General features: G+C 46.8%; 24 protein-coding genes. 7 read left to right on the top strand and 17 right to left on the bottom strand.

Annotation, left to right across the window (positions count from 1 at the left end; translation table 11 throughout):
- Positions 1-23 precede the first annotated feature (23 nt).
- Positions 24-302, bottom strand: coding sequence for a hypothetical protein (locus MYF79_RS03980; protein ID WP_247812662.1), 279 nt, complete (start codon positions 300-302; stop codon positions 24-26).
- A gap of 14 nt (positions 303-316) precedes the next feature.
- Entirely contained in the window at positions 317-1084 is a 768-nt protein-coding gene (locus MYF79_RS03975; RefSeq protein WP_199654443.1) for a glycoside hydrolase family 25 protein, read from the bottom strand.
- 145 nt (positions 1085-1229) lie between these two features.
- Between MYF79_RS03975 and MYF79_RS03970 the strand changes: the two genes are divergently transcribed.
- Entirely contained in the window at positions 1230-2255 is a 1026-nt protein-coding gene (locus MYF79_RS03970; RefSeq protein ID WP_199654442.1) for an SPASM domain-containing protein, read from the top strand.
- Between the two features lie 7 nt (positions 2256-2262).
- On the opposite strand, the gene MYF79_RS03965 is transcribed toward MYF79_RS03970, so the two are convergent.
- From MYF79_RS03965 to MYF79_RS03955, 3 genes are read right to left on the bottom strand one after another with little or no spacing between them, the layout of a single operon-like run.
- Positions 2263-2631, bottom strand: coding sequence for a hypothetical protein (locus MYF79_RS03965; protein ID WP_247812661.1), 369 nt, complete (start codon positions 2629-2631; stop codon positions 2263-2265).
- A gap of 31 nt (positions 2632-2662) precedes the next feature.
- Complete coding sequence (locus tag MYF79_RS03960; RefSeq protein WP_247812660.1) at positions 2663-3115, bottom strand: hypothetical protein; 453 nt, start codon at positions 3113-3115, stop codon at positions 2663-2665.
- Positions 3116-3139: 24 nt separating this feature from the next.
- Entirely contained in the window at positions 3140-3337 is a 198-nt protein-coding gene (locus MYF79_RS03955; protein WP_199654439.1) for a YtxH domain-containing protein, read from the bottom strand.
- 258 nt (positions 3338-3595) lie between these two features.
- Between MYF79_RS03955 and MYF79_RS03950 the strand changes: the two genes are divergently transcribed.
- Complete coding sequence (locus MYF79_RS03950; protein WP_247812659.1) at positions 3596-4630, top strand: AI-2E family transporter; 1035 nt, start codon at positions 3596-3598, stop codon at positions 4628-4630.
- Position 4631: 1 nt separating this feature from the next.
- On the opposite strand, the gene nadD is transcribed toward MYF79_RS03950, so the two are convergent.
- The 5 genes from nadD to paaA are packed head-to-tail and all read right to left on the bottom strand — an operon-like array spanning position 4632 to position 7946.
- Positions 4632-5201, bottom strand: coding sequence for a nicotinate (nicotinamide) nucleotide adenylyltransferase (nadD, locus tag MYF79_RS03945; protein WP_247812658.1), 570 nt, complete (start codon positions 5199-5201; stop codon positions 4632-4634).
- A 56-nt stretch (positions 5202-5257) separates the two neighbouring features.
- Positions 5258-5749, bottom strand: coding sequence for a 1,2-phenylacetyl-CoA epoxidase subunit PaaD (paaD, locus tag MYF79_RS03940; RefSeq protein WP_247812657.1), 492 nt, complete (start codon positions 5747-5749; stop codon positions 5258-5260).
- Between the two features lie 13 nt (positions 5750-5762).
- Complete coding sequence (gene paaC / locus MYF79_RS03935; protein ID WP_247812656.1) at positions 5763-6518, bottom strand: 1,2-phenylacetyl-CoA epoxidase subunit PaaC; 756 nt, start codon at positions 6516-6518, stop codon at positions 5763-5765.
- 15 nt (positions 6519-6533) lie between these two features.
- Positions 6534-6902, bottom strand: a complete 369-nt coding sequence (locus MYF79_RS03930; protein WP_247812655.1) for a 1,2-phenylacetyl-CoA epoxidase subunit B — start codon at positions 6900-6902, stop codon at positions 6534-6536.
- Between the two features lie 39 nt (positions 6903-6941).
- Positions 6942-7946 carry a 1,2-phenylacetyl-CoA epoxidase subunit PaaA gene (paaA, locus tag MYF79_RS03925; protein ID WP_247812654.1) on the bottom strand — a complete coding sequence of 335 codons (1005 nt, stop codon included), beginning with the start codon at positions 7944-7946 and terminating at the stop codon, positions 6942-6944.
- A gap of 64 nt (positions 7947-8010) precedes the next feature.
- On the opposite strand from paaA, the gene MYF79_RS03920 reads away from it, so the two are divergent.
- The gene (locus MYF79_RS03920; protein WP_247812653.1) at positions 8011-8685 is read left to right on the top strand and encodes a hypothetical protein; all 675 of its coding nucleotides are present in this window, start codon (positions 8011-8013) and stop codon (positions 8683-8685) included.
- On the opposite strand, the gene MYF79_RS03915 is transcribed toward MYF79_RS03920, so the two are convergent.
- The 4 genes from MYF79_RS03915 to MYF79_RS03900 all read right to left on the bottom strand — a co-directional run bounded on the left by MYF79_RS03915 (position 8625) and on the right by MYF79_RS03900 (position 14061).
- The gene (locus MYF79_RS03915) at positions 8625-9533 is read right to left on the bottom strand and encodes a M28 family peptidase (protein WP_247812652.1); all 909 of its coding nucleotides are present in this window, start codon (positions 9531-9533) and stop codon (positions 8625-8627) included. The two genes, MYF79_RS03920 and MYF79_RS03915, sit on opposite strands and share 61 nt — an antisense overlap.
- Positions 9534-9591: 58 nt before the next feature.
- Positions 9592-11727 (bottom strand): ferrous iron transport protein B, encoded by a 2136-nt coding sequence (feoB, locus tag MYF79_RS03910; protein WP_247812651.1) that lies wholly within the window; start codon positions 11725-11727, stop codon positions 9592-9594.
- A 181-nt stretch (positions 11728-11908) separates the two neighbouring features.
- Positions 11909-13687, bottom strand: a complete 1779-nt coding sequence (locus tag MYF79_RS03905; RefSeq protein ID WP_247812650.1) for a PspC domain-containing protein — start codon at positions 13685-13687, stop codon at positions 11909-11911.
- 47 nt (positions 13688-13734) lie between these two features.
- Positions 13735-14061, bottom strand: a complete 327-nt coding sequence (locus tag MYF79_RS03900; RefSeq protein ID WP_106600155.1) for a PadR family transcriptional regulator — start codon at positions 14059-14061, stop codon at positions 13735-13737.
- Positions 14062-14737: 676 nt separating this feature from the next.
- Between MYF79_RS03900 and MYF79_RS03895 the strand changes: the two genes are divergently transcribed.
- From MYF79_RS03895 to MYF79_RS03885, 3 genes are all read left to right on the top strand, one after another.
- Positions 14738-15028, top strand: a complete 291-nt coding sequence (locus MYF79_RS03895; RefSeq protein ID WP_199654428.1) for a hypothetical protein — start codon at positions 14738-14740, stop codon at positions 15026-15028.
- Positions 15029-15238: 210 nt separating this feature from the next.
- Positions 15239-16885: a SulP family inorganic anion transporter gene (locus MYF79_RS03890; protein ID WP_247812649.1), complete on the top strand. Its 1647-nt coding sequence runs from the start codon at positions 15239-15241 to the stop codon at positions 16883-16885.
- 52 nt (positions 16886-16937) lie between these two features.
- A complete protein-coding gene (locus tag MYF79_RS03885; RefSeq protein ID WP_247812648.1) occupies positions 16938-17618 on the top strand; it encodes a carbonic anhydrase family protein in 681 nt (226 codons plus the stop codon).
- Between the two features lie 90 nt (positions 17619-17708).
- On the opposite strand, the gene MYF79_RS03880 is transcribed toward MYF79_RS03885, so the two are convergent.
- The 3 genes from MYF79_RS03880 to MYF79_RS03870 all read right to left on the bottom strand — a co-directional run bounded on the left by MYF79_RS03880 (position 17709) and on the right by MYF79_RS03870 (position 20990).
- The gene (locus MYF79_RS03880; protein WP_247812647.1) at positions 17709-18842 is read right to left on the bottom strand and encodes a methionine aminotransferase; all 1134 of its coding nucleotides are present in this window, start codon (positions 18840-18842) and stop codon (positions 17709-17711) included.
- 80 nt (positions 18843-18922) lie between these two features.
- The gene (locus tag MYF79_RS03875) at positions 18923-20014 is read right to left on the bottom strand and encodes a mannose-1-phosphate guanylyltransferase (protein ID WP_247812646.1); all 1092 of its coding nucleotides are present in this window, start codon (positions 20012-20014) and stop codon (positions 18923-18925) included.
- Position 20015: 1 nt separating this feature from the next.
- Entirely contained in the window at positions 20016-20990 is a 975-nt protein-coding gene (locus MYF79_RS03870) for an SIS domain-containing protein (RefSeq protein WP_247812645.1), read from the bottom strand.
- Between the two features lie 304 nt (positions 20991-21294).
- Here MYF79_RS03870 and recQ point away from each other — a divergent pair, with 304 nt between their 5' ends.
- Positions 21295-23496 carry a DNA helicase RecQ gene (gene recQ / locus MYF79_RS03865; RefSeq protein WP_247812644.1) on the top strand — a complete coding sequence of 734 codons (2202 nt, stop codon included), beginning with the start codon at positions 21295-21297 and terminating at the stop codon, positions 23494-23496.
- The last annotated feature ends 6 nt before the right edge of the window (positions 23497-23502 follow it).

The following is a 23502-nucleotide window of genomic DNA, read 5'->3' as shown; positions in this document are numbered from 1 at the left end:
GCTATAATTGATCACTTCTTTTTTTATTCATAGTTATCCTGCACATGCCCGTTATTCCTCCACATTTTCCTGACGATGAACAGGTATCCCGCCAGTGAAAGCACCAGAAAAATGTAAAAGAAGATCATCCTGCCCCGGGTGGATTCTTCCGGTACTGCAAACCCCAGGTACAAACCCAGAAATACATTCACCAGCATCCAGAAAAAACCCAGGAACACCGTCCGCATGATCCGGACAAAATAGTGCACGATCCTCATATCGAAAGGTTCCTTCCTGTCCTGCTGTGGTTCCTGATTTTCCATATGAATGTGTTGTGTTAAGGAAGGCATAATTTACGAAGCGCCAGGCTATCTCCCCTGAAAACGTTGAAGTCGACCGTGGTAGAGATCCCATTCACCCGTCCTATATCGCTATGCTGCCAGAATAACCAGTGACGCTGTGTAGATGGCCGCTCTTTCTGATAATAGTGGGCTACCCACAAGGGATAACGGTCAAATTCCTCTCCAAGATATGTTTCGTAGAAGTGCATGTTGGTATAAATGATCGGCTTCACCCCGTAGGCCTTTTCCATCTCTTCCAGCCATATCCTGGCAGTAGACCTGATCACCGCCGGAGGTTGATTGTTATGTACTTCTATATCCAGCACCGGCGGCAGATCGCCTGATTCAAGCTGTACGACGTTCTGGAAATTGATCACCTGCTTCAGGGGGTCGCGCGTGGAATAGAAGAAATGGTAGGCCCCCCTGACAATACCGGCTTTTTTGGCTTTCTGCCAGTTCTGCTTAAATAAGGCATCCTGACGGGTGATCCCCTCGGTTGCCTTAATAAATGCAAAGGAGATATGGATACGGTCTACCTGCATCTGTTCCACCGCCGCCCAGTTGATATTCTTCTGGAATTTCGATACGTCGATCCCGTGGATGGAATAGTTAACCGGCATGTCGATCCCAAATTCTTCATACCTGACAAAATTCAGCGCTTCCTCTCTTTCCCGCCACCACAGCCACGCTCCAAATGTCGCACATAGGAGGAATAACAGGGCGAAAACTAAACGCCTGGATTTCTTGATTCGGAGTTTTGGCACTTTTTATTTATTCGGCTTTCGGATTAGCGTGATGGCATTTAATGCTCACATTTTCAATCTCATTCCCAATTTCACAGCAAGTATAATTATTATTATACATAACCGGCATAGATATCTTAATTTTACAACAATAAGTGATGTTGTTATGCCTGATTTCAATTTAAACGATACCCTCAACCTGATGTCCAAGTTTACGCTACGGCGTGGCTGGAACGCCGCCAAGGTGTTGAGCAGCTATTTTGTAAGCAAATGGACAGGGAAACCTATTCAATGGGGTTACCCCATTTCGGTATCTTTCGAGCCAACAACATCCTGCAACCTGAGGTGCCCTGAATGCCCCAGCGGATTAAGGGCCTTCACCCGCCCCACCGGCATGCTGCAGCAGGATTTCTTCAGGAAAACGATCGATGAGATCTATAAAGAACTCCTGTACCTGATATTTTATTTCCAGGGAGAACCCTTCCTGAACCCGGGTTTCCTGGAGATGGTCAAATATGCGCATGCAAAAGGCATCTATACCGCTACTTCCACCAATGCCCATTACCTCACTGATGAGAATGCCCGCAAAACCGTGGAAAGCGGTTTGGACAGGCTGATCATCTCAATAGATGGTACAACACAGGACGTATATACGCAGTACCGGGTAGGCGGTAACCTGGAGAAAGTGATACAGGGGGCGAAGAATATCGTAAAATGGAAAAAAGAACTGAACTCAAAAACGCCCTTCGTCTTCTTCCAGTTCCTGGTAGTAAAGCCGAATGAGCATCAAATTGAGGATATAAAGCAACTGGCAAAAGAGATCGGTGTGGATGAAGTTCGCTTTAAGACGGCGCAGGTATACGATTATGAAGAGGGCAACCGCCTGATCCCGACCATTGATAAATACAGCCGTTATCACAAGAATGATGACGGTACCTATAAGATCAAGAATAAAATGGGGAATCACTGCTGGCGTTTATGGCATTCCCCGGTAATTACCTGGGACGGGCTGGTGGTGCCATGCTGCTTCGATAAAGATGCTCAGCATAAACTGGGCGACCTCAAACAGGAATCACTGAAGGAATTGTGGCATAACGATAAGTATATCCGGTTCAGGACGCAGATCCAGCAGGGCCGTAAGAATATTGACATCTGTGCTAACTGCAGCGAGGGTACAAAGGTTTGGGGATAACAAGCCTTTATTCTTCTTCTTTTTCGGCCGCAGCTTTTGCCTTTTTCTTCTTGCTGCGGCTTTTGCGGAACTTGTCAAAGAGATTCATACCCATCCGCACTCCGGCAAACTCTAAAGCTGTCATCAGGGCACTGGTGGTAAAGGACTTGAATTTGCCGCTCTGCCAGGCGATCTTCGCAATACGCCCAGCCATGCCCAGCATGGCGCCATGTTTAGCGCTGCCGGGAAGCACAGAGTTCAATGCCATTTTCCCGTAGTTCCCTTTGAAATAATGAATCCTCTCTCCTAACTCATTTTCCAGTGCACGGGAGCGTTTTTTCAGCCGGTTTATCTCCTTCTGTAACTGGTCCCCGTTTGTTACTTTCACCTTGGGCATGTGTAAAGGTTTATCATTAATCTTTCAACGATTATAGTTGTTCGTACAATTCTTCTTCTTCCTCCATCTTTTTGCTGTCGGCATCCTTTTCTTCCCTTTCCTGGCTCTTAGCCTCTTCCTCCTTGTCCACTATGTCCATCTCGCTCATTAACTCCCGGACCAACATATTGGACAATGGGGTCTGGATCAGTGGCTTGCGGAAAATGAGCAGGATACCCAACAGCACTACAAACAGGGCTGCAGAGCAGGAGAAACCAATGGTAAAGCTATTGGTCATTTCTCCAATCCAGAAGCCAAGCACCATACCCAGGAAAACGATAACAAAAAAGAACAGCAGGAAAGCCAGTATCAATGAAAAGAAGAGCCCTAAGGCTTTTGATAGCTTTCCTGCTGACTGGAGTTTAATCAGATCCAAACGGGTTTCCAGGTATTCCTTGGCTACCTTGCCTGTCTGATTGAAGTAATTGCTGAAATTATCTTCCATGCAAATTTTTTTTGTGACAAGGTTTTACGCCAACTCATTTTCCAGCGCATCTTCGAAATGCTCCTTCCTCTTTTTAAACTTGTCTTTCAATTTATCTGCCTGAAATCTCAGCTTTTCTACAAGTTCGTCCCTTTTGTCAGTATTCAGTAAATAACCTACAGCCACACCTACTGCGGCACCAACAATGAATGATACAACTGCTTTTGAACTGTTGTTCGCCATAAAATAAAAGTTTTAAAAGATGAACAATGGTTTATAGATCGTACTGTACAGGTTACAAACACTATTCCAATAATTTTAATCTTTCTGTAATCACCATGAATAAAATATTTTCCTGTGTCGGAAAGCATCCGGTAACCTGTTCTCATTAAACACTTTACAGAGAAGATTAGTTTACTTTGCACCAGCCGGTACTATTGCAGGGAACGGTACTCTTTTTGCACAACTATCAATATTCCTGACAGAATAACATTCAACCTCATGAGCGTAATAGATAACGAGCGAATTAAACAGGTCAGCTTTCTGTTGATCATTGTACTGCTGGCATTTGTACTCTTCTCTGAATTGTATACATTTTTCCCCGGATTCCTTGGTGCTGTCACCATGTATATCCTCAGCAGAAAATATATGTTCCGGTTGGTGGAAGAGCGTAAATGGCGCAAAAGCCTCGCTGCGGCGGTGTTAATGTTCATGTCGTTCATTATTATACTACTGCCTTTCGGCCTGCTTATAAACATGCTGACCAATAAGATCGGTTATGCGGTCAGTCATTCGTCAGAACTGGTAGCGGGCCTCAAAACGGTGAACGACCGGATACAGGCTGCTACCAAGATTGATATCCTTTCACAGGTGAGACTGGAAAGACTGCAGGAATATCTGACCTCTGTATTGCCAGGACTGCTGGGCGCCACTTTTAACATTCTAACCGCCATCGCTATACTTTATTTTATCCTGTATTTTATGCTTGTGAACGGAAAGGAAATGGAGGCCTGGTTATATGAATATATTCCGCTGAAAGACGAGAACGTATTACGACTTGGGACTGAATTCCATAAACTGGTGATTGCCAATGCGGTGGGAATTCCACTAATTGCTGTTATACAGGGCATCGTGTCATTGGTCGGTTATTTTATTTTCCAGGTACCCCAACCCTGGTTCTGGTTTGCCGTTACCTGTTTCACAGCTATGCTACCAGTTGTAGGTGCAGCTGCCGTATATGTGCCCATGGGTATTTACCTGCTTGCCACCAATATGACCTGGCAGGGTATCGGGGTGCTGGTATATGGGTTCGCTGTAGTTGGTACTTCTGATAACTTATTCCGCATGATCCTGGCTAAGAGGATCGGAGATGTACACCCGCTGATCACTGTTTTCGGTGTACTGATCGGTGTGAACCTTTTTGGGTTTATCGGGCTGATTTTCGGTCCGCTGCTCATATCCATGTTCATACTTCTGCTGGATATCTACTCAAACGAATTCCTGACCAAAAAGAGGGAAGTACGGGTGCAGCGTTGATTTAGCGGTAATAATTATTCTCTGCTATATATGCCAGTACATTGTCTGGCACCAGGTACCGGATGGATTTCCCCTCCTGGATCCATTTACGTATATCTGTAGACGAAATATCCAGCATAGGCGCTTTCAGGACTTCTACCCGTGCCCCATGCGTCTCGGTTACTTCATGCCCCGGCCGCAGGTAAACATAAATAGGATAGTTTTTGGTAAGCTGTTGATAGTTGCGCCAGCGGGTAATATTCTGGAAACTATCACTGCCCATGATGATGGTGAATTCTTGTGTGGGAAACTTCTCTGTCAGATAGGTGAGTGTATCGATGGTGAAGGAGGGTCTTGGCAGGGAAAACTCAATGTTGCTGGCCCTGAGTTTGGGTTCGTCTTTAATGGCCATTTCTACCAGGTGAAACCGGTTATGTTCATTTAGTAGTGATCCTGCCGGTTTTAAAGGGTTTTGCGGTGATACCACCAGCCATACTTTATCGAGGTCCGTATTGTATGCCACATAATTAGCTATAATCAGATGCCCGGTATGTATAGGATTAAAGGACCCAAAATACAAGCCTATCTTCATGCCCCTGTTTTTTGAGCGTGAATGTAATCAATAATGAGGAAATGTGATATATGTGCTTAGGACAGTGGCTTAAACTGTTCGAACATCATTCCGCATTGCCGGCAAAAATGCAGGGCCCTGCAGAGGGTGGATCCAAATGGGGAGCGCAGATAGGTGTTTTCGCTGCCACAATGAGGGCAGTTCACCTTGACCAGCATGTCCATGTTGACATCCCCTTCATGCCTGCCGGGAGGCGCAATCCCATAATCGCGCAGTTTCGCTTTGGCCTCGGCGGTCAGGCGGTTGCTGTTCCAGTTCACGTCTTTATCCACACTTACAAATGCCGGCATCTGGAGGTCTCTCTCCACCGCATTTTTAATGTTTTCCTTAATGATGTCTACTGCAGGGCAGGCTGCGAAGGTGGGGATCATCTTAATGTGCACGCCTTCTATATCGACTTTAACATCTGTGATCATTCCCAGTTCCAGTACGTTTAATACAGGTATCTCGGGATCCATGACATGCTCCAGCGATTGATATACGGCCTGCATTGTTGTTATTGTTTGCATAGTTCTTTTATTTCTACCAGGTTGCTTCAGGATCAAGACGGAACACCTCTCCCATTTCATTCAGTAACTGCTGTAAATGCGGGGTGTGCCGGCCGGTACGGCCGCCGTATACAGGCGCTGTCATTTCAGGTAACACCAGGCCAGCCTTTTCCATGACTGGAGATATATGCATCAGCCACTGTTCATACAAAGCCGCTTCTCCGGGATAGATCTGCTCTGCTATCAGCAGGTCCTCTGCGGGGCCAGGTTCAAAAATGCCCCCCGCCAGCTGGAAGCTGTTATCCAGCGCTGCCTGCATACGCTGACGGCTATCCTCTCCCGCTGTACAGAGTTGCATGATCCAGGCGTCTGCATGCAGTGTATGATATTTCAGTTCACCCTTTGCTTTTCCGGCCAGGTGTTGAAATGGCGCAAATTTGCTTTGGGCAAGGGCCTGGTATCGTACCGTCTCGGCATGATCAAAAAGGAAGTGCCGCATCAGGCTGAATTCATACGAGCTTATAGGCATTTCCACGAAGTGGCAGCACCGGAAATCTGCTGCATTCCTCAGGAATGCAAACTGGTCGGGGGCTGCGCCTCCGAACTGCTCTTCCAGGATGCGGTAGAGCGCCAATGCATGGCCTATTTTATCCTGCGCCATGGAAGAGAACGCGATATCCTCTTCCATGACCGGGCCTAAGCCGGTCCATTCTGAATTGCGATGCCCGATCACCAGTTCATCATCAGCCATTTTCGTGATCAGTTCCTGTAGTGCTTGTTGTAATTGCATTGGGATATGTGGGGACTATTTTGTCTGTTTCTTAAACTTGTTGATCTTTTCCATGACTTTGAACCCGCTGGCATCGCGGTAGGTCTTGTCCGGGTTGTTGGCAAACATGTCTTCATCTTCCAGGTCAAACGCCAGTATATCTGCGCTGCGTACTACCCACAGATTCACACATTTCTTGCGGCGCCCGAATTGTTCCTTGGCAAAGATCAGTGCAAGACTTGCATCAGGGGCATGCACACAGCCTACATGTTCGTGGTGCCCGCCTCGTTTTTCCTGGTGAAATACTTCAAATACATTCCAGTTCTCCCCTTCTTCTACTTTGAAGGAGCCGTCATTCTTATCTAACCTGAGCCGGTTAACACGTGGATCTAGTGAGTCATTCATAAATCGTGGTACTTATAATATTATACGTGGAAAACGGTTTTATGCCACCGGAGGGGCGCTGCGTTCCATTTCCTCAGGACGCATAAGGGCCTTCCTGATCCAGCGGCCATGTTCTTCTGCCCATCTCCTTACATCCAGCCTTTCTTTGTTGCAGGGGCCATTCCCGTTGATCACTTCAAAGAAGAGATTCCAGTCAGGGTCAGAATACTCCCATTTCCCGGTATCCGGGTTCTTTCTCAGCAGGGGGTCCGGGAGTGTTAATCCCAGCTCCCATATCTTCGGGACGTATGTGTCCAGGAACTGGTTCCGCATATCGTCGTTACTCGCCATTTTCACCTTCCATTGCATCAGCTTCTCGCTGTGGCTGGAGGTTTTGTCCGGCGGGCCAAAGAAATGCATGATAGGCTGCCACCAGCGGTTAAGGGCATCCTGCAGCATTGCCTTCTGGGCAGGCGTACCTGTAGCCAGTTCTATGAAGGCGTCATGTCCCTGTTTCAGGTGAAAGCTTTCTTCATAACAGATCCTTTCCAGTGCACGGCAATAAGGGCCGTAAGAGCCTTTGGAATTGGCTACCTGGTTCACTATTGCAGCAGCATCGATCAGGAAGCCGATCACGGTAACATCTGCCCAGGTTTTGGCCGGGTAATTAAAAACATTGGAATACTTGGATTTTCCACTCAGCAGATCATTGATCATCGCTTCCCTGGATTTTCCCAATGTTTCTGCAGCATTATACAGCAGTTGTCCATGACCCACCTCATCCTGCACCTTGGCAATGAGCGCCAGTTTGCGTTTAAAGCCCGGCGCCCGGGTGATCCAGGTGCCTTCCGGCAGTGCGCCTATTATTTCGGAATGTGCATGTTGTTCGATCAGTCGTATGAGCTGTCTGCGATATTCCGCCGGCATCCAGTCGCCCGGTTCAATTTTTTCCCCTCTGGCAATCCGCGCTTCAAACGCTGCCAGTTTTTCAGGATCATCATGCAACTGTTCTTCCCGCTGCTGCTTCCTGTTGGGTTCGTCGAAAATGTATCCGCCACCGTACATAGTGCGATTGTTTTGGTAGATCGTAAGTTACGAAAAAATGTACCTTTAACTTTGAAGAGGTACTATGTTTTTATTCCTTTCCTTCATATGGTGTTGTTGCCTGTTTCCTGCCAGGTCTCTGCCGGAGGCGCCTCCCGCTACTGTTATAAAAGTAGTGTTCTCGCCAGACAAACGGCCGGAAGATCCAACATCCGACAGCCTCTTCTACCAACCGCACCGGAAACTCCGCTGGTCCGATTTCAGGGCTACGCCTCCCCTCCGTGGTCCGAGTGCTGCCGTGTCTTATACGAGTTTTGCCTATGAAGGCAACAGCCTTCAGCGGAAAGACACCCTGCAGATCAACCTCACATTACAGGTATTCTTTATTAAAAGCGCATCCTGGGTCAAATCATTTGCGAAAGACGAGTTTGCCCTGGAACATGAACAGCTTCATTTTGACATCACCTGGCTGGTTGCGCTCAGGTTCCAGCAACGTATTAAAAGTATGGAACTAACGCCTGAAGATTTCGACAGCATCATCCAGTATCAATATATTGAATCGTTCAGGGAAATGAATAAGCTGCAGGAAGCATATGACCGGGAAACCAATCATGGGCAGGACCCTGCCGCCCAGAAAAACTGGAAACGCTCCATCGGAGAAGCCCTAGCCGCCTTAACACTTGAAGGCGCCCTTACGCCTCACTTAAAGCCCTTATCGGCAGATTGCAGGACGGTCAGCACTTTTAGTACTGCCTGGTAATAGAAGGATGGCTGGATGCCCTTGAACTCATCTGACAGCTGGTGATAGTCAGGATGGTCTTCTACGCCGAAATAAAGCATGGGGATCTTTAACTTATAAAATTCATAGTGGTCGCTCTGGTTGATCCAGTTATTGGATCCCTCCTCTTTTTTATCATGACCGGAAAGCACTTTTACCTGTCCACCGGTATTGACCGCGTCATCAACGTATTTTTTTAGCTCCGGGAACTGGGTTAACCCGCAAACATACAATTCATTCTTATCGTTCCGGCCTATCATATCCATGTTGATATTCAGGACCATATCTGTTACCGGCACCGGCGGTTGTTTCAAAAAGGCCTTGGCACCCTGCAAGCCTTCCTCCTCTCCGTCAAATGCTACAAAGATCATGGTATGTTCCGGCTGGTGCATTTTATAATACGCCATCAGGGCAAGCAGGCCGCCTACGCCGGAGGCATTATCATCCGCCCCGTTATAGATGCTGTCTTTACCTGCCGGGGTTCCGCTTTTCACTCCCAGGTGGTCATAATGTGCTGTAACGACAATGGAGGATGCAGACTTCCCTTTGATATATCCGAACAGATTGGTCCCCATGATCTGCTTTTCTCCCTGCTGAAAGTAGAAGGGATATTCATATGTATTGTGGAATGGGGACAATCCTATCTGCTTAAAACGCCCGATAAGATAGAACTGGGCCTGCCGGCTGCCACGTGTGCCAGCCATCCTGCCTTCATATTTGTCGGAAGAAAGGGTCTGTATATCTTTTATTAACTGGGTCGAGTCTATTGATGACTGAGCACGTATACCGATGGTCGATAAGAGCAGCAAGCTGCAGATGAGTATTTTCATACCTGATCTGGTTATAATGCAATATAAGGTATTTCACTGCGTGCCCCTTACCTACGACTTATTTCAACAACTGGAAAGAAACGAAGGCAAACAGGTATGCCAGTGCTGTCATGTATACAAACTGTACTGCCGGGAACTTCCAGGATTTCGTCTCCCTTTTTACAACGGCCAGGGTACTCATACACTGCATGGCGAAGGCATAAAACAACATCAGCGAGATGCCGCTGGCCAGGGTGTATACCGGGCGGCCATCTCTCCAGGTAGCGCTGCTCATTTTTTCCCTCAGTGTAGCGTCGTCATCTTCCGGAGATTCACCTACACTGTAGAGGGTTGCCATCGTACCGACAAATACTTCGCGGGCTGCAAAAGATGTGATCAGCGCTATCCCGATCTTCCAGTCATACCCCAGCGGGCGGATCACCGGCTCTATGGCATGTCCTAATACGCCGGCATAGGAATTTGCCAGTTTTTCGGATTTCATCTCCATATCCAGCTGTTCCTTTTGTTCGGGATGGGTAGTTTTCAGCTGTTCGTATTGCGCGGTCACCTGTTGCATTCTGTCTTTAGGACCATAAGAGGCCAGGAACCAGAGTATAATAGAGATGACCATGATCACTTTACCGGCGTCTGTCACAAAGATCTTGGCCTTTTGTACCATGGTAGTGCCAACATTCGCCCAGCGGGGCGCCCTGTATACAGGCAGCTCCATGATGAAGTAGCTTTTTTCCTTTATAGAGATGAATAACTTCAGTATGGCAGCAATGAGCAGGGCCATGACAAAACCCATTAAGTATAATCCCATCATCACTACTCCCTGCAGGTTCAGGAAGCCCAGCACCGGTTTATTGGGTATCACCAGCGCAATCATTACAGTATAAATGGGCAGACGGGCGGAACAGCTCATAAGAGGTGTGATCAGTATAGTGATCAGGCGTTCCTTCCTGTTTTCAATATTACGGGTTGCCATGATGGCGGGTACAGCACAGGCAACACCGCTTATCAGTGGCATCACCGATTTCCCGTTCAGCCCCACCTGTCTCATCAACCTGTCGGTCAGAAAACTGATCCTTGCCATGTAACCGGTATCTTCCAGTACAGTAATGAAGGCAAACAGGATCATGATCTGGGGTATGAATACCGCGATCCCTCCCAGGCCGGCAATAATGCCGTTCACAAGGATGTCTGTCAGCTGGTTGGCAGGAAGAGCATCCGTGAGCCAGCCGCTTGCTGCGCCAAACCCGGCTTCGATCCAGTCCATCGGGAAGGAGGCCAGCCAGAATATACACTGGAACATAAAGAACATAATACCCAGCAGGATCACATAACCCCAGAAACGATGCAGCAGCAGATTGTCGAGTTTTTCTGTCTGCAACTGCTTTTGTAAAGGATCGGCTTCCACCACGGAATTCTTCATGATATGCTTGATCTTGGCATACCGCTGCATGATCTCTTCCGCTTGTACCTTGGTCTTATTGAAGTTATATGTTTGCAGGATGTTGGTAATGGCCAGTTTCTGTCCGCCGTTCAGAAATGGCAGCTCATGGTGGTTTACCGCTACATGCAGGGCGGCGTAGTCGCTTTTTACCTGCACATATTTCCTGATCTCGTTTACCACCTCGGGCGCCAGGGCCTGGCTGTCAATGAAGTCGCGCGGCTGAACGGATTGTTTTTCCCTGGCCAGCAGGTCGATCATCTTCTTCAGCTCGGATATTCCCTTGTTCTTACGGGGATTGATGGTCACTACGGGCACACCTAATTCTCTTTCAAGACCAGCCTCGTCGATCTCAACCCCTTTTTTGCGGGCAATATCCATCATGGTAAGGCCGATAATGACAGGAATTTTCAGGTCCATGATCTGGGAGCAGAAGAGCAGGTTCCGCTTCAGGTTTGCCGCATCGGCAATGATGAGGATCATGTCGGGCTGTTCACCGGCGGCAGGATTTACAAGTACATCGTAGGTAACAAACTCGTCTGCGCTTTTGGGATAAAGGCTGTAAGTACCGGGCAGGTCTATAATATTGGCTTGCAGATTGGGCGAAATGGTGGCCGCCCCCGTCTTTTTGTCGACAGTTACGCCCGGAAAGTTGCTAACTTTCTGATTCAGACCCGTCAACGCATTAAAGAGCGAACTTTTCCCACTATTTGGATTACCTACCAGCGCAATGTTGATCGTTGCTTTTTTTGTTGCCTGCATTCCTTAGCCTTGTCCTGATAAACGATTAAAAAAGCAAAACTATGAATTAATACGGCAGGGCCGGTGTCGGATCGGGAAAAAAGATGGGACATAAAAAAACCACGGTAAAAACCGTGGTAATGTTTCTTTAACTATTGAACTTATTGTGATGACAAAGTTTTTCTCCAGATTCACAATCCCATCACTTAATCAGTTTATAAAAACTGTAGGCGATCACGCTCATCCCGTCCAGGGCAACTTCACTATGCGCTGCCGCCGGGGTTTTGTCTGAGCCGCTGTCTTCTACAGGTGTTTTATTTTCCTGTTTTCCTCCCTTGTAGCGGTAGTTCTTTTCCAGGGAATCCACCTTGTTTTCAGGGGTGCCGTCATTGTTGGAATCGTTATGATGCTCCTGGTTAAGATCTTCAGGGAGGCCATTATCATTCATTTTAAACTCCACCTGGCCTCTTTCGCGGTAATGTCCCCACTCATCCCAGTCGTCGTCATTGTCCCAGTGATTATTATAATAGTTCAGGCTTTTGTCCATCACTATATGTTTATTGGCTGGCACTTTCACGATAACTCTCACATGTTGTCCTCTGAATTTTGAATCGGTAGGGATGGATATTCCACTGGGTACATACAGAATGGAATCCTTCTGAACGATCTGGTATTGTATTTCCCTTGCCAGTTCTCTTGCCTGAGACACTCTTCTGCCACGGGAGTAGCGCTCAACATACACTTCGAAACTGTCTGTGTCGCTCTTTTCCACTTTTATCCTGGCCGTATTGATGATGACGGTGTCTTCGGCTACGCGTAAAATATCATCGAAAAACTCTATCTCGTCGATGCCGGTAAAATCATCCGCCTGTTTAATGACTAACTTTCCACCAGAAGGTTGCACGAGTGCAAATTTTTCTTTTATAGGAGTGTTGCCGGTGCGGAAGTCTTTTATTACAGAAACTATCAATACGATAGCGGAGATCAATCCGGCAAACCAGAGCAGGCTGAGGGTGTACCCCACATAGCGGTTAGCCTCTTTTATGCCGGTTGCTTTACGTACAAAGAATATGATCAGCGCCACGATAGGAATACCGATCAGGAAGAAAATGGACACCCAGAGCAGCAGGTTCTGTAAGGGACCAGCCAGAATCAGGTTCTTAAGTGGGAAGAGGGCCGCAGAAGATGCGGTGATAGCAATTCCGACACCGATCAGCGCCAGGAGGATCACTACCGCAAGAAAATAAAAGAATCCCTTGGTCAGTAACAGCAGGACTCTTCCTAAACCTTCAAAGAGGTTACGAAAGATCCTTTCTATATCACTTCCAAATTGTCTTCCGCGGCCCTGGGAAAAATTTTTCATGTCATTTCCGAAGTTCTTCAGATGACCTTTTGCCGCGTTCAACTCGTCCTGTACGGTAGCCCTGATGTTATTCACATCTACCTTCTCCCCGCGCATCTGCAGCTTTTCAGCTGCAGTGTTGGCTTCAGGAGTTACTACCCAGAGGATGAAATATACCAGGATGCCGGAACCGAAGCCACCGATGGCCAGGAGGGCAAATATGATACGGAAAACTACCGGATCTACGTTCAGGTAAGCGCCCAGGCCACCGCACACACCGCCCAGTACTTTACTGTCGGGGTCGCGATATAACCTTTTACGGGGACGTATGCTATCGTATACCGGGTCATTTGCCGGTTGCTGCTGGCTGGTTTCTCCTGCGTCGTCAAACTGCTCAGGCGTTCCCATGGCCGCTTTTACAGACTGTACGTCCTCATCTGTAATACAATGCGTTGTTTTAAGCTTGTTCAGGAACAGTTCGGCTATGCGGCTCTCAATATCACTCACAATCTCATCCCCACCCTCTTCGCGGGCGAAGTACCGCGCCAGACTATCCAGGTATTGCCGCAATATCTCATAAGCGCTATCTTCTATAGCGATAAGGCGGCCTGCCAGGTTTATGTTGATAATCTTTTTCATTTCGAGTCTCTATTTTAGGTTTTGGTTTATTTGGATGGTACTTTTTGTTATTTACTTGTGAGCTGTGTGACCGCGTTCGCCAGCTCGTTCCAGGTTGCTTCCAGTTCCTTGTAGAATAATTCTCCTTTTTCGGTCATGGAAAAATACTTTCTCGGCGGCCCTGAGCTGCTTTCAACCCATCGGTAAGAAAGCAATTCCGCATTTTTAAGTCGGGTAAGTAGCGGGTAAAGGGTGCCCTCCAGGATGTCCAGCTTTGCTTCTTTCATTTTTTCTATAATGTCTGAAGGATAAGCTTCTCCTTGCTTGATGACTGAGAGAATGCAGAATTCCAGCACCCCTTTTCTCATCTGTGACTGTGTGTTATCTATATTCATGGCAAGTGAGCTTTATGAATAAAATGATACCTATACATTTCTAATGGTGGTTTTTGATATTTACAATGTAAAGATAGGCATTTTATACTACTATGCAATACACAATACCATATAAAACAAAATAACTTGCTTAGGATATTACCATCTTTTATACCTATTCCCTCTATGGCAGGGCATTAGGACGTGTTTTCAGTTACCTTTTTGAATTTTCCCTTTTGTGATGAGTGGCATTAGACTTGTATGAACGTATTTCGGGTGCATTCCAGGCAACGTTCCGACGGGCAGGGTTAACCTTCTCTGCTCAGCATCTCCCCTGATATATTATTAAGAAGGCCTTGAGATACGGTGTACCTTCGCTTCTACTACGTTATTCTATGATCATTTAGAGGTCATCTTAACGGCACCTCTATATCCAGGGGATATATAAGTACCCTTTAGATAACGTCTATATCACATTGTGGAGACATTAAGATATAGGAACTCAAGCCTATCTATACACTTATCTCACTATAAGCGGTCTCTTCTCCGGGAGAGCGAAAGGGGCATGCCAATCAGCAGACAACGCCCATTTGCAGCGCTACAGGCCGCCACCATTCATCATAAAAGGGGATTTAACATTTTTTTAAATAGTATATTTACAAAGTCGACATTGGCTTAGCTATTTTTGTACGGAACGATGAAAAGAATCATTGGCATATTTCTCCTGGCACTGATGTGCACACAGCTCCTTCCAATCAAGGAGATGGGGAGACTATTGTTCAATAATCAGATCGTGGAGGAACATCCGGTAGAAGATGGCGGTTGCTGCGATCTCATAAAACTGGGTAAGGAACTAAAGTTCCTGCATAACGACAACACACTCCAGTTTGCACCTTCATTGCTGATAAAAAGTCTTCATTATAACTTCTTTGCGGAAATTCCCCAGGGTCCTACCCGCGAAATACACTGTCCCCCACCCAATTGTTAATAATATTGTGCTTTAGCATATGGCGGTATTGCCTGTAAGAGGCTATTCCGGCATATCGCTACTGTAATCTGCTGCTTTTCTGCGCGTACTGCGCTGCGTTTACCAATATCAATATTCATTCACTTAACAGGAGTAACGTAACTATGCCACGTAGTATAGGCATACTTATTCCCTGTTTGAACGCATTGCGTTTTTAAAATCCTTCTGACTATGAGCAGGCAATCTATATTTTCCAACGTGAAAGGTGACTTCTCCGCCGGTCTTGTTGTATTTCTGATCGCGGTACCTCTTTGCCTGGGTATTGCCCTGGCTTCTGGAGCTCCTTTATTTGCCGGAATGATTGCAGGTATAGTGGGTGGCCTGGTGGTAGGGTCACTGAGCGGTTCTCAACTGAGCGTAAGCGGCCCTGCAGCCGGTCTTACGGCTGTAGTACTTACCGCTATAACCAAGTTTGGCGTATTTGACGTCTTCCTGCTGGCCGTTGTTATCGGAGGTATCATGCAGCTGATACTCGGACTGCTGAAGGCCGGTGTTGTCGCGAACTATTTCCCGTCCAACGTTATCAAAGGCATGCTGACGGCTATCGGTATTATCATTATACTGAAACAGCTGCCGCATGCATTCGGATATGATGCCGATTCTGAGGGAGATTTCGCCTTTATCCAGCTAGATGGAGACAACAGCTTTACCGCGCTGCTCTCCACGCTGAACCATATTCACCTCGGAGCTACATTAATTACCCTGGTATCCATACTGATCATCCTTTATTGGAACAAGATCCCGAAACTGGGGGTGATTCCTGCACCACTGGTAGCGGTACTGGTAGGCGTGGGTCTGAATGCGCTCTTTATAGCAACCGGCAGCGTCCTGGCAGTTGCTCCCAGTCACCTGGTAAATCTGCCGGTGGCACAGGACTTCGGCTCCTTCATCGGGCAATTCAACATGCCTGATTTCAGCGCCATTACCAACAAGGATGTATGGATCGTTGGGGCTACTATCGCAATTGTAGCTTCTATAGAAACGCTGCTGAACCTGGAGGCGACCGATAAACTGGACCCGCTGAAAAGGTACTCTTCCCCCAACAGGGAACTGAAGGCGCAGGGTATCGGTAACATCGTCAGCGGTTTGCTGGGTGGTTTGCCTATCACTTCCGTGATCGTGCGCTCTTCTGCGAATATTAATTCCGGCGCCCGTACCAGGCTTTCCACTATTGTACACGGCTCCCTGTTGCTGGTGTGTACTGCACTTATACCGTCCCTGTTAAATAAGATCCCGCTGGCTACCCTGGCCGCTGTACTGCTGGTAACCGGTTACAAGCTGTGTAAGATCTCCATCTTTAAAGAGATGTTCAAGAATGGTAAATACCAGTGGGTTCCATTCCTGGTAACAGTAGTGGCCATCGTATTTACAGACCTGCTGATCGGTATTGCCCTTGGTATGGCAGTTAGCGTGATCGCCATCTTACGCGGTAATATCCGCAGCTCATACTTCTTCCGTAAGGAAAAATACAGGAGCGGCGACAGCATCATCCTGGAACTGGCCCAGGAAGTGTCCTTCCTGAATAAGGCAAGCATCCTGCTGACGCTGGATCATATGCCGGAAAACTCCACAGTAGTGATAGACGCGAGCAAGACCACCTATATAGACTTTGATGTACTGGAAACTATCCGTGAGTTCAAAGATGTAAAGGCCGCTCAGAAGAACATTACTGTAATCCTCACCGGGTTCAGGGATGAATACAAACTTCCAAATACGGAAAACATTTCTCCTGAGCACCAGGAAAAGATCGCCAGTGGTCATGTTCATACCATAACCGGTAATCATGAACAATTATTGAAAGAGCTGCAACTGAACTAAAATAGTTGCGGAAAGAAAGAACTAATTCTTAAAACAGTAAAAGTTGAAAAAAATGAAAACATTAAATAAAGCATCCCAGGCAAATATTACTCCGGCACAGGCTTATGAACTTCTCAGAAAAGGCAATGAACGCTTTGTAGACAACCTGAGACTACACCGCAACCTGCTGGAGCAGGTAAATGAGACCCGCGACGGCCAGTGGCCAATGGCGGCTATCGTAAGCTGTATGGACTCCCGTACCTCTGCAGAGCTCATTTTTGACCAGGGACTGGGAGACATCTTCAGCATCCGTCTGGCTGGTGCCGTGATCTCCGAGAACGTATTGGGCAGTCTGGAATATGCCTGTAAGGTCGCCGGCTCGAAATTTATTGTTGTGCTGGGCCATACAAAATGTGGTGCTATCAAGGGCGCCTGCGATAAGGTGGAAATGGGTAACCTGACCGGATTGCTGGGTAAGATCACCCCGGCGGTGTATGCGGAAAAGACGATCAAAGAAAACAGAACGTCTGCAAATCCTGAATTTGTTGACGCAGTGACAGACATTCATACAAAGCGTTCCGTACAGGCTATCATGGAGCAGAGCCATATTCTGCGTGAAATGATCCTGAACGGAGAGATCGGCATTATCGGCGCTGTGTATAATGTAGAAACAGGTGTGGTAACCTTCCATGAAGACACCCTGGTGATAGGTAGTGAGGCGCTCAAAGAGGTTCCTGAGGCAGTATTGGCCTAAGGACCTACAACTGTTGACAAGCCATGCTTGTAGTCATATACAAAGGAAAAGCCGCTCCTCTTCAGGAGTGGCTTTTTTCTTTATGCCAGGCTATATCTTTCTGAGCCTTTCTGCCGCCTGTTCCAGTGTTTCCTTCTTCTTGGCAAAGCAGAAACGCAGCACATGATCATCCTTTCCGTTTTCATAAAATGCCGATACGGGAATACTGGCCACGCCGAATTCCTTTGTAATACGGGTGGCAAAATCCTTATCTCCTTCATTGGAAATACGATCATAGCGCATCAGCTGGAAATAGCTGCCTTTTGAGTGGAGTGGTGTAAAACGCGTATCCTTCATCAGTTCCAGGAAATAGTCCCGTTTCTGCTGGTAGAAACCCGGCAGGGAAAGATAATGTTCCGGCGTTTGCAGATAGCGGGAAAGTCCGTACTGCATGGGGGTGTTCACAGAAAAACACAGGTATTGATGTACTTTCCGGTATTCTGCCATAAGATGTGCTGGGGCCACACAATAGCCCATTTTCCAGCCGGTGTTATGGAAAACCTTTCCGAAGGAGAAGGTTACAAAACTATTCCGCAGCAATTCGGGGTAGCGAAGTATGCTGAGATGAGCTTCCCCATCATAGATCAGGTGCTCATATACTTCGTCAGATAAGACAAGCAGCTTATGCTCAGTCACGATCTTTTGCAGCTCTTCAAGGTCTTCCCGGCTAATAATACTGGCAGTAGGATTGTGCGGGGTATTGATCATGATCATCTTTGTACGTGGCGTGATCTTACTCCGTACCAGGTTCCAGTCAATGCTATAATCGGGATAAGACAGGGGGATCATTACCGGCACGCCTCCATTTACGCGTACATTAGGGATATAGCTGTCGTAAGCCGGTTCAAATATAATGACCTCGTCACCGGGACCAATACACGTAGCAATCGCGGTAAAGATCGCATATGTGCCGCCAGGCGTGATGGTGATCTCTGTATCCGGGTTTACCTGCTGGCCGTACAGGTTTTCGATCTTCTGGGCGATCACTTCCCTCAGCGGCATAATACCCGGCATGGGAGCATACTGATTATATCCATCTTCCATCGCTTCAGTTACCAGCTTTTTCAGCAGGTCATCACAATCAAAGTCGGGGAATCCCTGCGAAAGATTGATGGCTTTGTGTTGCGCAGCAAGCGCAGACATGATGGAGAAGATGGTGGTGCCTACGTTAGGAAGTTTTGACATAAAAAACGGATGATCAATTGCGGATCAATGTCTGAAATTAAAACATGTAATCCGTAATTGATCATCCGGTCTTTTATAATTTAAAGGAACTTTTCCCCTTTGTTTCTTTTTACTTCGGCCACATATTCCTTGATCTGTTGTTCGTTCTCTTTTTTACAGATCAGCAACACATCGGAAGTGTCAACCACGATGAACTCATCGAGGCCTTGTATGACCAGTAGTTTTTCCTGCGGCGCTTTGACCATACAGTTGGTAGCATCGACCAGCATAACGTTCTTGCCCTGTACTGCATTACCATCCTCATCTCTATCCAGGTTCTCATATGCAGAGGCCCATGTACCCAGATCGCTCCATCCGAAGTTGGAAGGGATCACATATACATTATCGGCCTTTTCCATGATGGCATAATCAATAGAAATGTTCGTACACTGTGGATAGATCGTCTCTATCACTTTCTTTTCTTCTGCAGTATTCAGCTTCCCTGTGCTTTGCAGGAACAGTTCATCTATCTCCGGCAGGTATTTATTGAAGGCGGTGAGAATTGTTTTTACGTTCCATACAAAGATACCGGCATTCCAGAGGAAGTCCCCGCTTTGCAGGAATGTCTTTGCCAGTTCCAGGTTAGGCTTTTCTGTAAATGTCTTTACGGGGTACACATTATCGGCCACCTGCTGTGTTTCAAACTGGATGTAGCCATAACCGGTATCGGGACGGGTTGGTTTGATGCCAAGCGTCACCAGGGCACTGTGCTTCTGTACGAACATCAATGCGTTCAGGCAGGTACTGGCGAAGGCAATAGGATCCATGATCAGATGATCTGCAGGTGCGCAGATGATATTTGCTTTAGGATCCTGCTTGTTTATCTTATGTGAAATGTACGCAATGCAGGGAGCTGTATTTTTCCTGGAGGGCTCACTGACGATATTTTCCCCCGGGAGCTCAGGAAGTTGTTCCCTGACCTTTGCTACATAATGATGATGTGTGACTACGAAAATGTTTTCATGTGGAATAAATTGCGCGAACCTTTCGAAGGTCCATTGTAATAACGTTTTCCCGGTATTCAGAATATCCAGGAACTGTTTGGGGTGATCAGTGCGGCTATAGGGCCAGAAACGACTACCTATTCCCCCGGCCATAATGGCCACGTAAAAATGCCTGTTCACAGCTGTCATCTTATATAATTCCTTCCCTGATTAAATCATGTAAATGAATGATGCCAATATATCGTTTATCTCTCAAAACCAATAGTTGTGTAATATCATGTTCCCTCATCTTCTCCAGGGCATTAATGGCTAATTCATCTTCCTGGATCGTTTTCGGATGCCGGGACATGATATTTTCTGCGATAACACTTTCTGCCGGTATTCCCTTTTCGAGCATACGGCGAAGGTCTCCGTCCGTGATAATTCCGGCCAGCTGTTCGTCTGATTCCAGTACGGCTGTTACGCCCAGCATGCCTGATGAGATTGTCACAATGATCTCTTTTAAAGAACTATTCCTTTGTACCTGTGGCGCTTTATGAAGACGGCTTAAATCGCCCACCTTCAGATACAATTTTTTACCCAGTGTGCCGCCCGGATGAAACTTCGCAAAATCTGAAGCCGTAAATCCGTGCCATTCTATCAGGCAAACAGCCAGCGCGTCCCCCATTGCGAGTTGGGCAGTAGTGCTGGTGGTAGGCGCCAGGTTATTTGGACAGGCTTCCTGGCTGACGGTGGTATTCAATACCAGGTCTGATTCCCGGGCCAGGAAAGAGTCCATATTCCCCACCATGCCTATGAGCTTATTCCCAAAGTTCTTCACTAGTGGGACCAGTACTTTTATTTCGGGTGAATTACCGCTCTTCGAAATACATAAGATAACATCTTCCTCCTGGATCATTCCCAGATCCCCGTGGATAGCATCCGCAGCATGCATAAAAATCGCAGGAGTACCAGTGGAATTCAGGGTTGCTACAATCTTCTGACCGATAATTGCACTTTTACCTATGCCGGATACTACTAATCGTCCGGCACAATGTGCAATCAATTCAACCGCCTGTTCAAAATCACTATTGATGTACTGCCGGAGCTCTGAGACAGCTGCCGCCTCCAGGCTCAGTGTCCGGTTCGCCACTTCGGCAATATTAATAACCGTTCTATTTTTCATGGGCAGTCACAAAGTTAACTAGGATTCAGCAGATTAAGCCTATGATATTGCCTTATTTTATAATAAGGGGCCCTTGGGGGCGGAATTTTCCCCATCTCCCCTATCCGTTTTCCCCACCGGGTACTCATGAAGCCGGTAAACTCAAGCTGAACGGGCCTTAGGATGAGTCAGAACAGCCTGAAGCTCATAAAATAATTGCCGGTCAGCGCATTTTTAGTTAACTTCGTGTCCCCTAAAAAACACATAAACAATATCCATAATTTGTTACTTTCTTTAGAGTTTATTTGTTTTAAAATTGAATGCAATGGCTGTTGTAAAGGTAAGTTTGATCGATGCATTACGGGAACACTTTGGGTTTGATTCCTTCAAAGGGAACCAGGAAATCATCATCAAAAGCATCCTTGCCGGTAAAGATACTTTTGTAATTATGCCAACCGGTGGAGGAAAATCTTTATGTTATCAATTACCCGCTCTTATGAGTCCGGGTTGCGCGCTGATAGTATCCCCTCTTATTGCTTTAATGAAAAACCAGGTGGACCTGGTCCGCTCATACAGCAGTAAAGATAATGTGGCGCACTTTCTCAATTCTACCCTGTCAAAAGCACAGATAAAAAAAGTACGGACTGATCTGCTTGCCGGCAAGACCAAGATGCTCTATGTAGCACCTGAAACGCTGACCAAGCAGGAGAACCTGGATTTCTTCAAAGAGCTCGAGATCTCTTTCATTGCCGTGGATGAGGCACACTGTATCTCTGAATGGGGTCATGATTTCCGTCCGGAATACCGCCGCCTGAAAGAGATGATAGAACAGATCAATGGCAATCTTCCTATTATCGCCCTGACGGCCACTGCTACGCCTAAAGTGCAGAGCGATATAGTAAAGAACCTCGGTCTCCGCGATCCACAGGTATTCCTGTCTTCTTTTAACAGGCCGAACCTCTATTATGAGATCCGCCCCAAGCGCAAAAAGGACCAGACGATCCGGGAAATTGTCAAGTTTATTCACCAACATAAAGGTAAAAGCGGCATTATATATACGCTTAATCGTAAAACCACTGAAGAGCTGGCAGACATGCTGGTAGCCAACAACATTAAAGCTGTTGCCTATCATGCCGGACTGGATGCGGGTACCCGCGCCCAGCGCCAGGACATGTTCCTGCATGAGGATGTGGACGTGATAGTGGCCACTATCGCCTTTGGTATGGGCATCGACAAACCTGACGTCCGTTTTGTTATTCACTATAACATTCCCAAGAGCCTGGAAAACTATTACCAGGAAACAGGGCGTGCGGGTCGTGATGGACTGGAAGGCATCTGTGTTTGTTTTTACTCTTATAAAGACGTACAGAAGCTCGAGCACCTCATGCGCGATAAACCATTGAGTGAGCGGGAAATGGGTGCACAACTCATCAATGAAACGGTGGCTTATGCAGAAAGTTCTGCCTGCCGCAGGAAGGTGATCCTCCATTACTTTGGTGAAAAGTATGAGGAATCGCAGTGTAATAATGCCTGTGACAACTGCCGGAATCCGAAGGAAAAGATAGAAGTTAAAAACAGGGTTGTGATCGTACTCAATGCCATCAAAGCATTGGAAGAACGTTTTGGCAGCGATTATGTGGTAAATATCATCACCGGAAAAGTGAATCCTCAGATCACTACCTATCAGCACAACCAGCTGGCAGTATTTGGCGAGGGTAAGGAATTTGACGCTCATTTCTGGAATTCCCTCATCCGCCAGATGATGCTGGAAGACCTGATCGAAAAGGATATTGAAGAATACGGCCTGCTGAAGATCACAGAAAAAGGACGCAAGTTCCTGAAAGAGCCGTATTCCATCATGGTGTCTTTAAACCACCAGTTTGAAGAAGAAGGCGGTGAAGAAGATGATGTGGCTACTGAAGGCCAGGCCTCAGCAGACACCGTGCTGTTCGAAATGCTGAAGGAATTGCGTAAAAAGGTAGCCAAGGAAAAGAACCTGCCTCCTTTTGTGATATTCCTGGAAACATCACTGGAAGACATGGCCACCCAATACCCTACAACCATACAGGAACTTGAAAAGATCCAGGGCGTAAGTAAGGGTAAAGCTATCCGCTACGGTAAGCAGTTTGTGGATGTCATCTCCAAATATGTGGAAGAGAATGATATCGTAAAGCCAGACGACTTCGTGATGAAGAGCGTGGTGAATAAGAGCGGTCTGAAAGTGTTCATCATACAGAACATTGATAAGAAAATGCCGCTTGAAACCATTGCCCGCAATAAGGAATTGACCATTCCTCAATTGCTGGATGAAATGGAGACCATCGTAGCAAGCGGTACTAAACTAAACCTGGATTATTGCCTGGATGAAGAGCTGGACGATTACGCGCAGGATGAGATCATGGAATATTTCAAGGGTTGCGAAACCTCCAGTCTTGCACTGGCACGGGAAGAGCTGATAGAAAGCGATTATACTATCGAACAGCTGAAACTCATGCGTATCAAGTTCCTGGTGGAATATGGAAACTAATAGCTG

Origin of the sequence: Chitinophaga filiformis, from assembly GCF_023100805.1 — a bacterium.
GTDB lineage: Bacteria > Bacteroidota > Bacteroidia > Chitinophagales > Chitinophagaceae > Chitinophaga > Chitinophaga filiformis_B.
The sequence above is the reverse complement of the archived record's forward strand: the minus strand, read 5'-3'. Positions and strand labels throughout refer to the sequence as shown.

What these genes read in the sequence shown, in the direction of transcription:
- MYF79_RS03880 (WP_247812647.1), bottom strand. Translation starts at nt 18,842, where the DNA reads ATGTCAAAACTTCCTAACGTAGGCACCACCATCTTCTCCATCATGTCT.
- MYF79_RS03965 (WP_247812661.1), bottom strand. Translation starts at nt 2,631, where the DNA reads ATGCCCAAGGTGAAAGTAACAAACGGGGACCAGTTACAGAAGGAGATA.
- MYF79_RS03885 (WP_247812648.1), top strand. Translation starts at nt 16,938, where the DNA reads ATGAAAACATTAAATAAAGCATCCCAGGCAAATATTACTCCGGCACAG.
- MYF79_RS03895 (WP_199654428.1), top strand. Translation starts at nt 14,738, where the DNA reads ATGAAAAGAATCATTGGCATATTTCTCCTGGCACTGATGTGCACACAG.
- MYF79_RS03950 (WP_247812659.1), top strand. Translation starts at nt 3,596, where the DNA reads ATGAGCGTAATAGATAACGAGCGAATTAAACAGGTCAGCTTTCTGTTG.
- MYF79_RS03905 (WP_247812650.1), bottom strand. Translation starts at nt 13,687, where the DNA reads ATGAAAAAGATTATCAACATAAACCTGGCAGGCCGCCTTATCGCTATA.
- MYF79_RS03930 (WP_247812655.1), bottom strand. Translation starts at nt 6,902, where the DNA reads ATGAATGACTCACTAGATCCACGTGTTAACCGGCTCAGGTTAGATAAG.
- MYF79_RS03920 (WP_247812653.1), top strand. Translation starts at nt 8,011, where the DNA reads ATGTTTTTATTCCTTTCCTTCATATGGTGTTGTTGCCTGTTTCCTGCC.
- paaC (WP_247812656.1), bottom strand. Translation starts at nt 6,518, where the DNA reads ATGCAATTACAACAAGCACTACAGGAACTGATCACGAAAATGGCTGAT.
- MYF79_RS03980 (WP_247812662.1), bottom strand. Translation starts at nt 302, where the DNA reads ATGGAAAATCAGGAACCACAGCAGGACAGGAAGGAACCTTTCGATATG.
- recQ (WP_247812644.1), top strand. Translation starts at nt 21,295, where the DNA reads ATGGCTGTTGTAAAGGTAAGTTTGATCGATGCATTACGGGAACACTTT.
- MYF79_RS03900 (WP_106600155.1), bottom strand. Translation starts at nt 14,061, where the DNA reads ATGAATATAGATAACACACAGTCACAGATGAGAAAAGGGGTGCTGGAA.
- feoB (WP_247812651.1), bottom strand. Translation starts at nt 11,727, where the DNA reads ATGCAGGCAACAAAAAAAGCAACGATCAACATTGCGCTGGTAGGTAAT.
- paaD (WP_247812657.1), bottom strand. Translation starts at nt 5,749, where the DNA reads ATGCAAACAATAACAACAATGCAGGCCGTATATCAATCGCTGGAGCAT.
- MYF79_RS03955 (WP_199654439.1), bottom strand. Translation starts at nt 3,337, where the DNA reads ATGGCGAACAACAGTTCAAAAGCAGTTGTATCATTCATTGTTGGTGCC.
- MYF79_RS03970 (WP_199654442.1), top strand. Translation starts at nt 1,230, where the DNA reads ATGCCTGATTTCAATTTAAACGATACCCTCAACCTGATGTCCAAGTTT.
- nadD (WP_247812658.1), bottom strand. Translation starts at nt 5,201, where the DNA reads ATGAAGATAGGCTTGTATTTTGGGTCCTTTAATCCTATACATACCGGG.
- MYF79_RS03870 (WP_247812645.1), bottom strand. Translation starts at nt 20,990, where the DNA reads ATGAAAAATAGAACGGTTATTAATATTGCCGAAGTGGCGAACCGGACA.
- MYF79_RS03875 (WP_247812646.1), bottom strand. Translation starts at nt 20,014, where the DNA reads ATGACAGCTGTGAACAGGCATTTTTACGTGGCCATTATGGCCGGGGGA.
- MYF79_RS03915 (WP_247812652.1), bottom strand. Translation starts at nt 9,533, where the DNA reads ATGAAAATACTCATCTGCAGCTTGCTGCTCTTATCGACCATCGGTATA.
- paaA (WP_247812654.1), bottom strand. Translation starts at nt 7,946, where the DNA reads ATGTACGGTGGCGGATACATTTTCGACGAACCCAACAGGAAGCAGCAG.
- MYF79_RS03890 (WP_247812649.1), top strand. Translation starts at nt 15,239, where the DNA reads ATGAGCAGGCAATCTATATTTTCCAACGTGAAAGGTGACTTCTCCGCC.
- MYF79_RS03960 (WP_247812660.1), bottom strand. Translation starts at nt 3,115, where the DNA reads ATGGAAGATAATTTCAGCAATTACTTCAATCAGACAGGCAAGGTAGCC.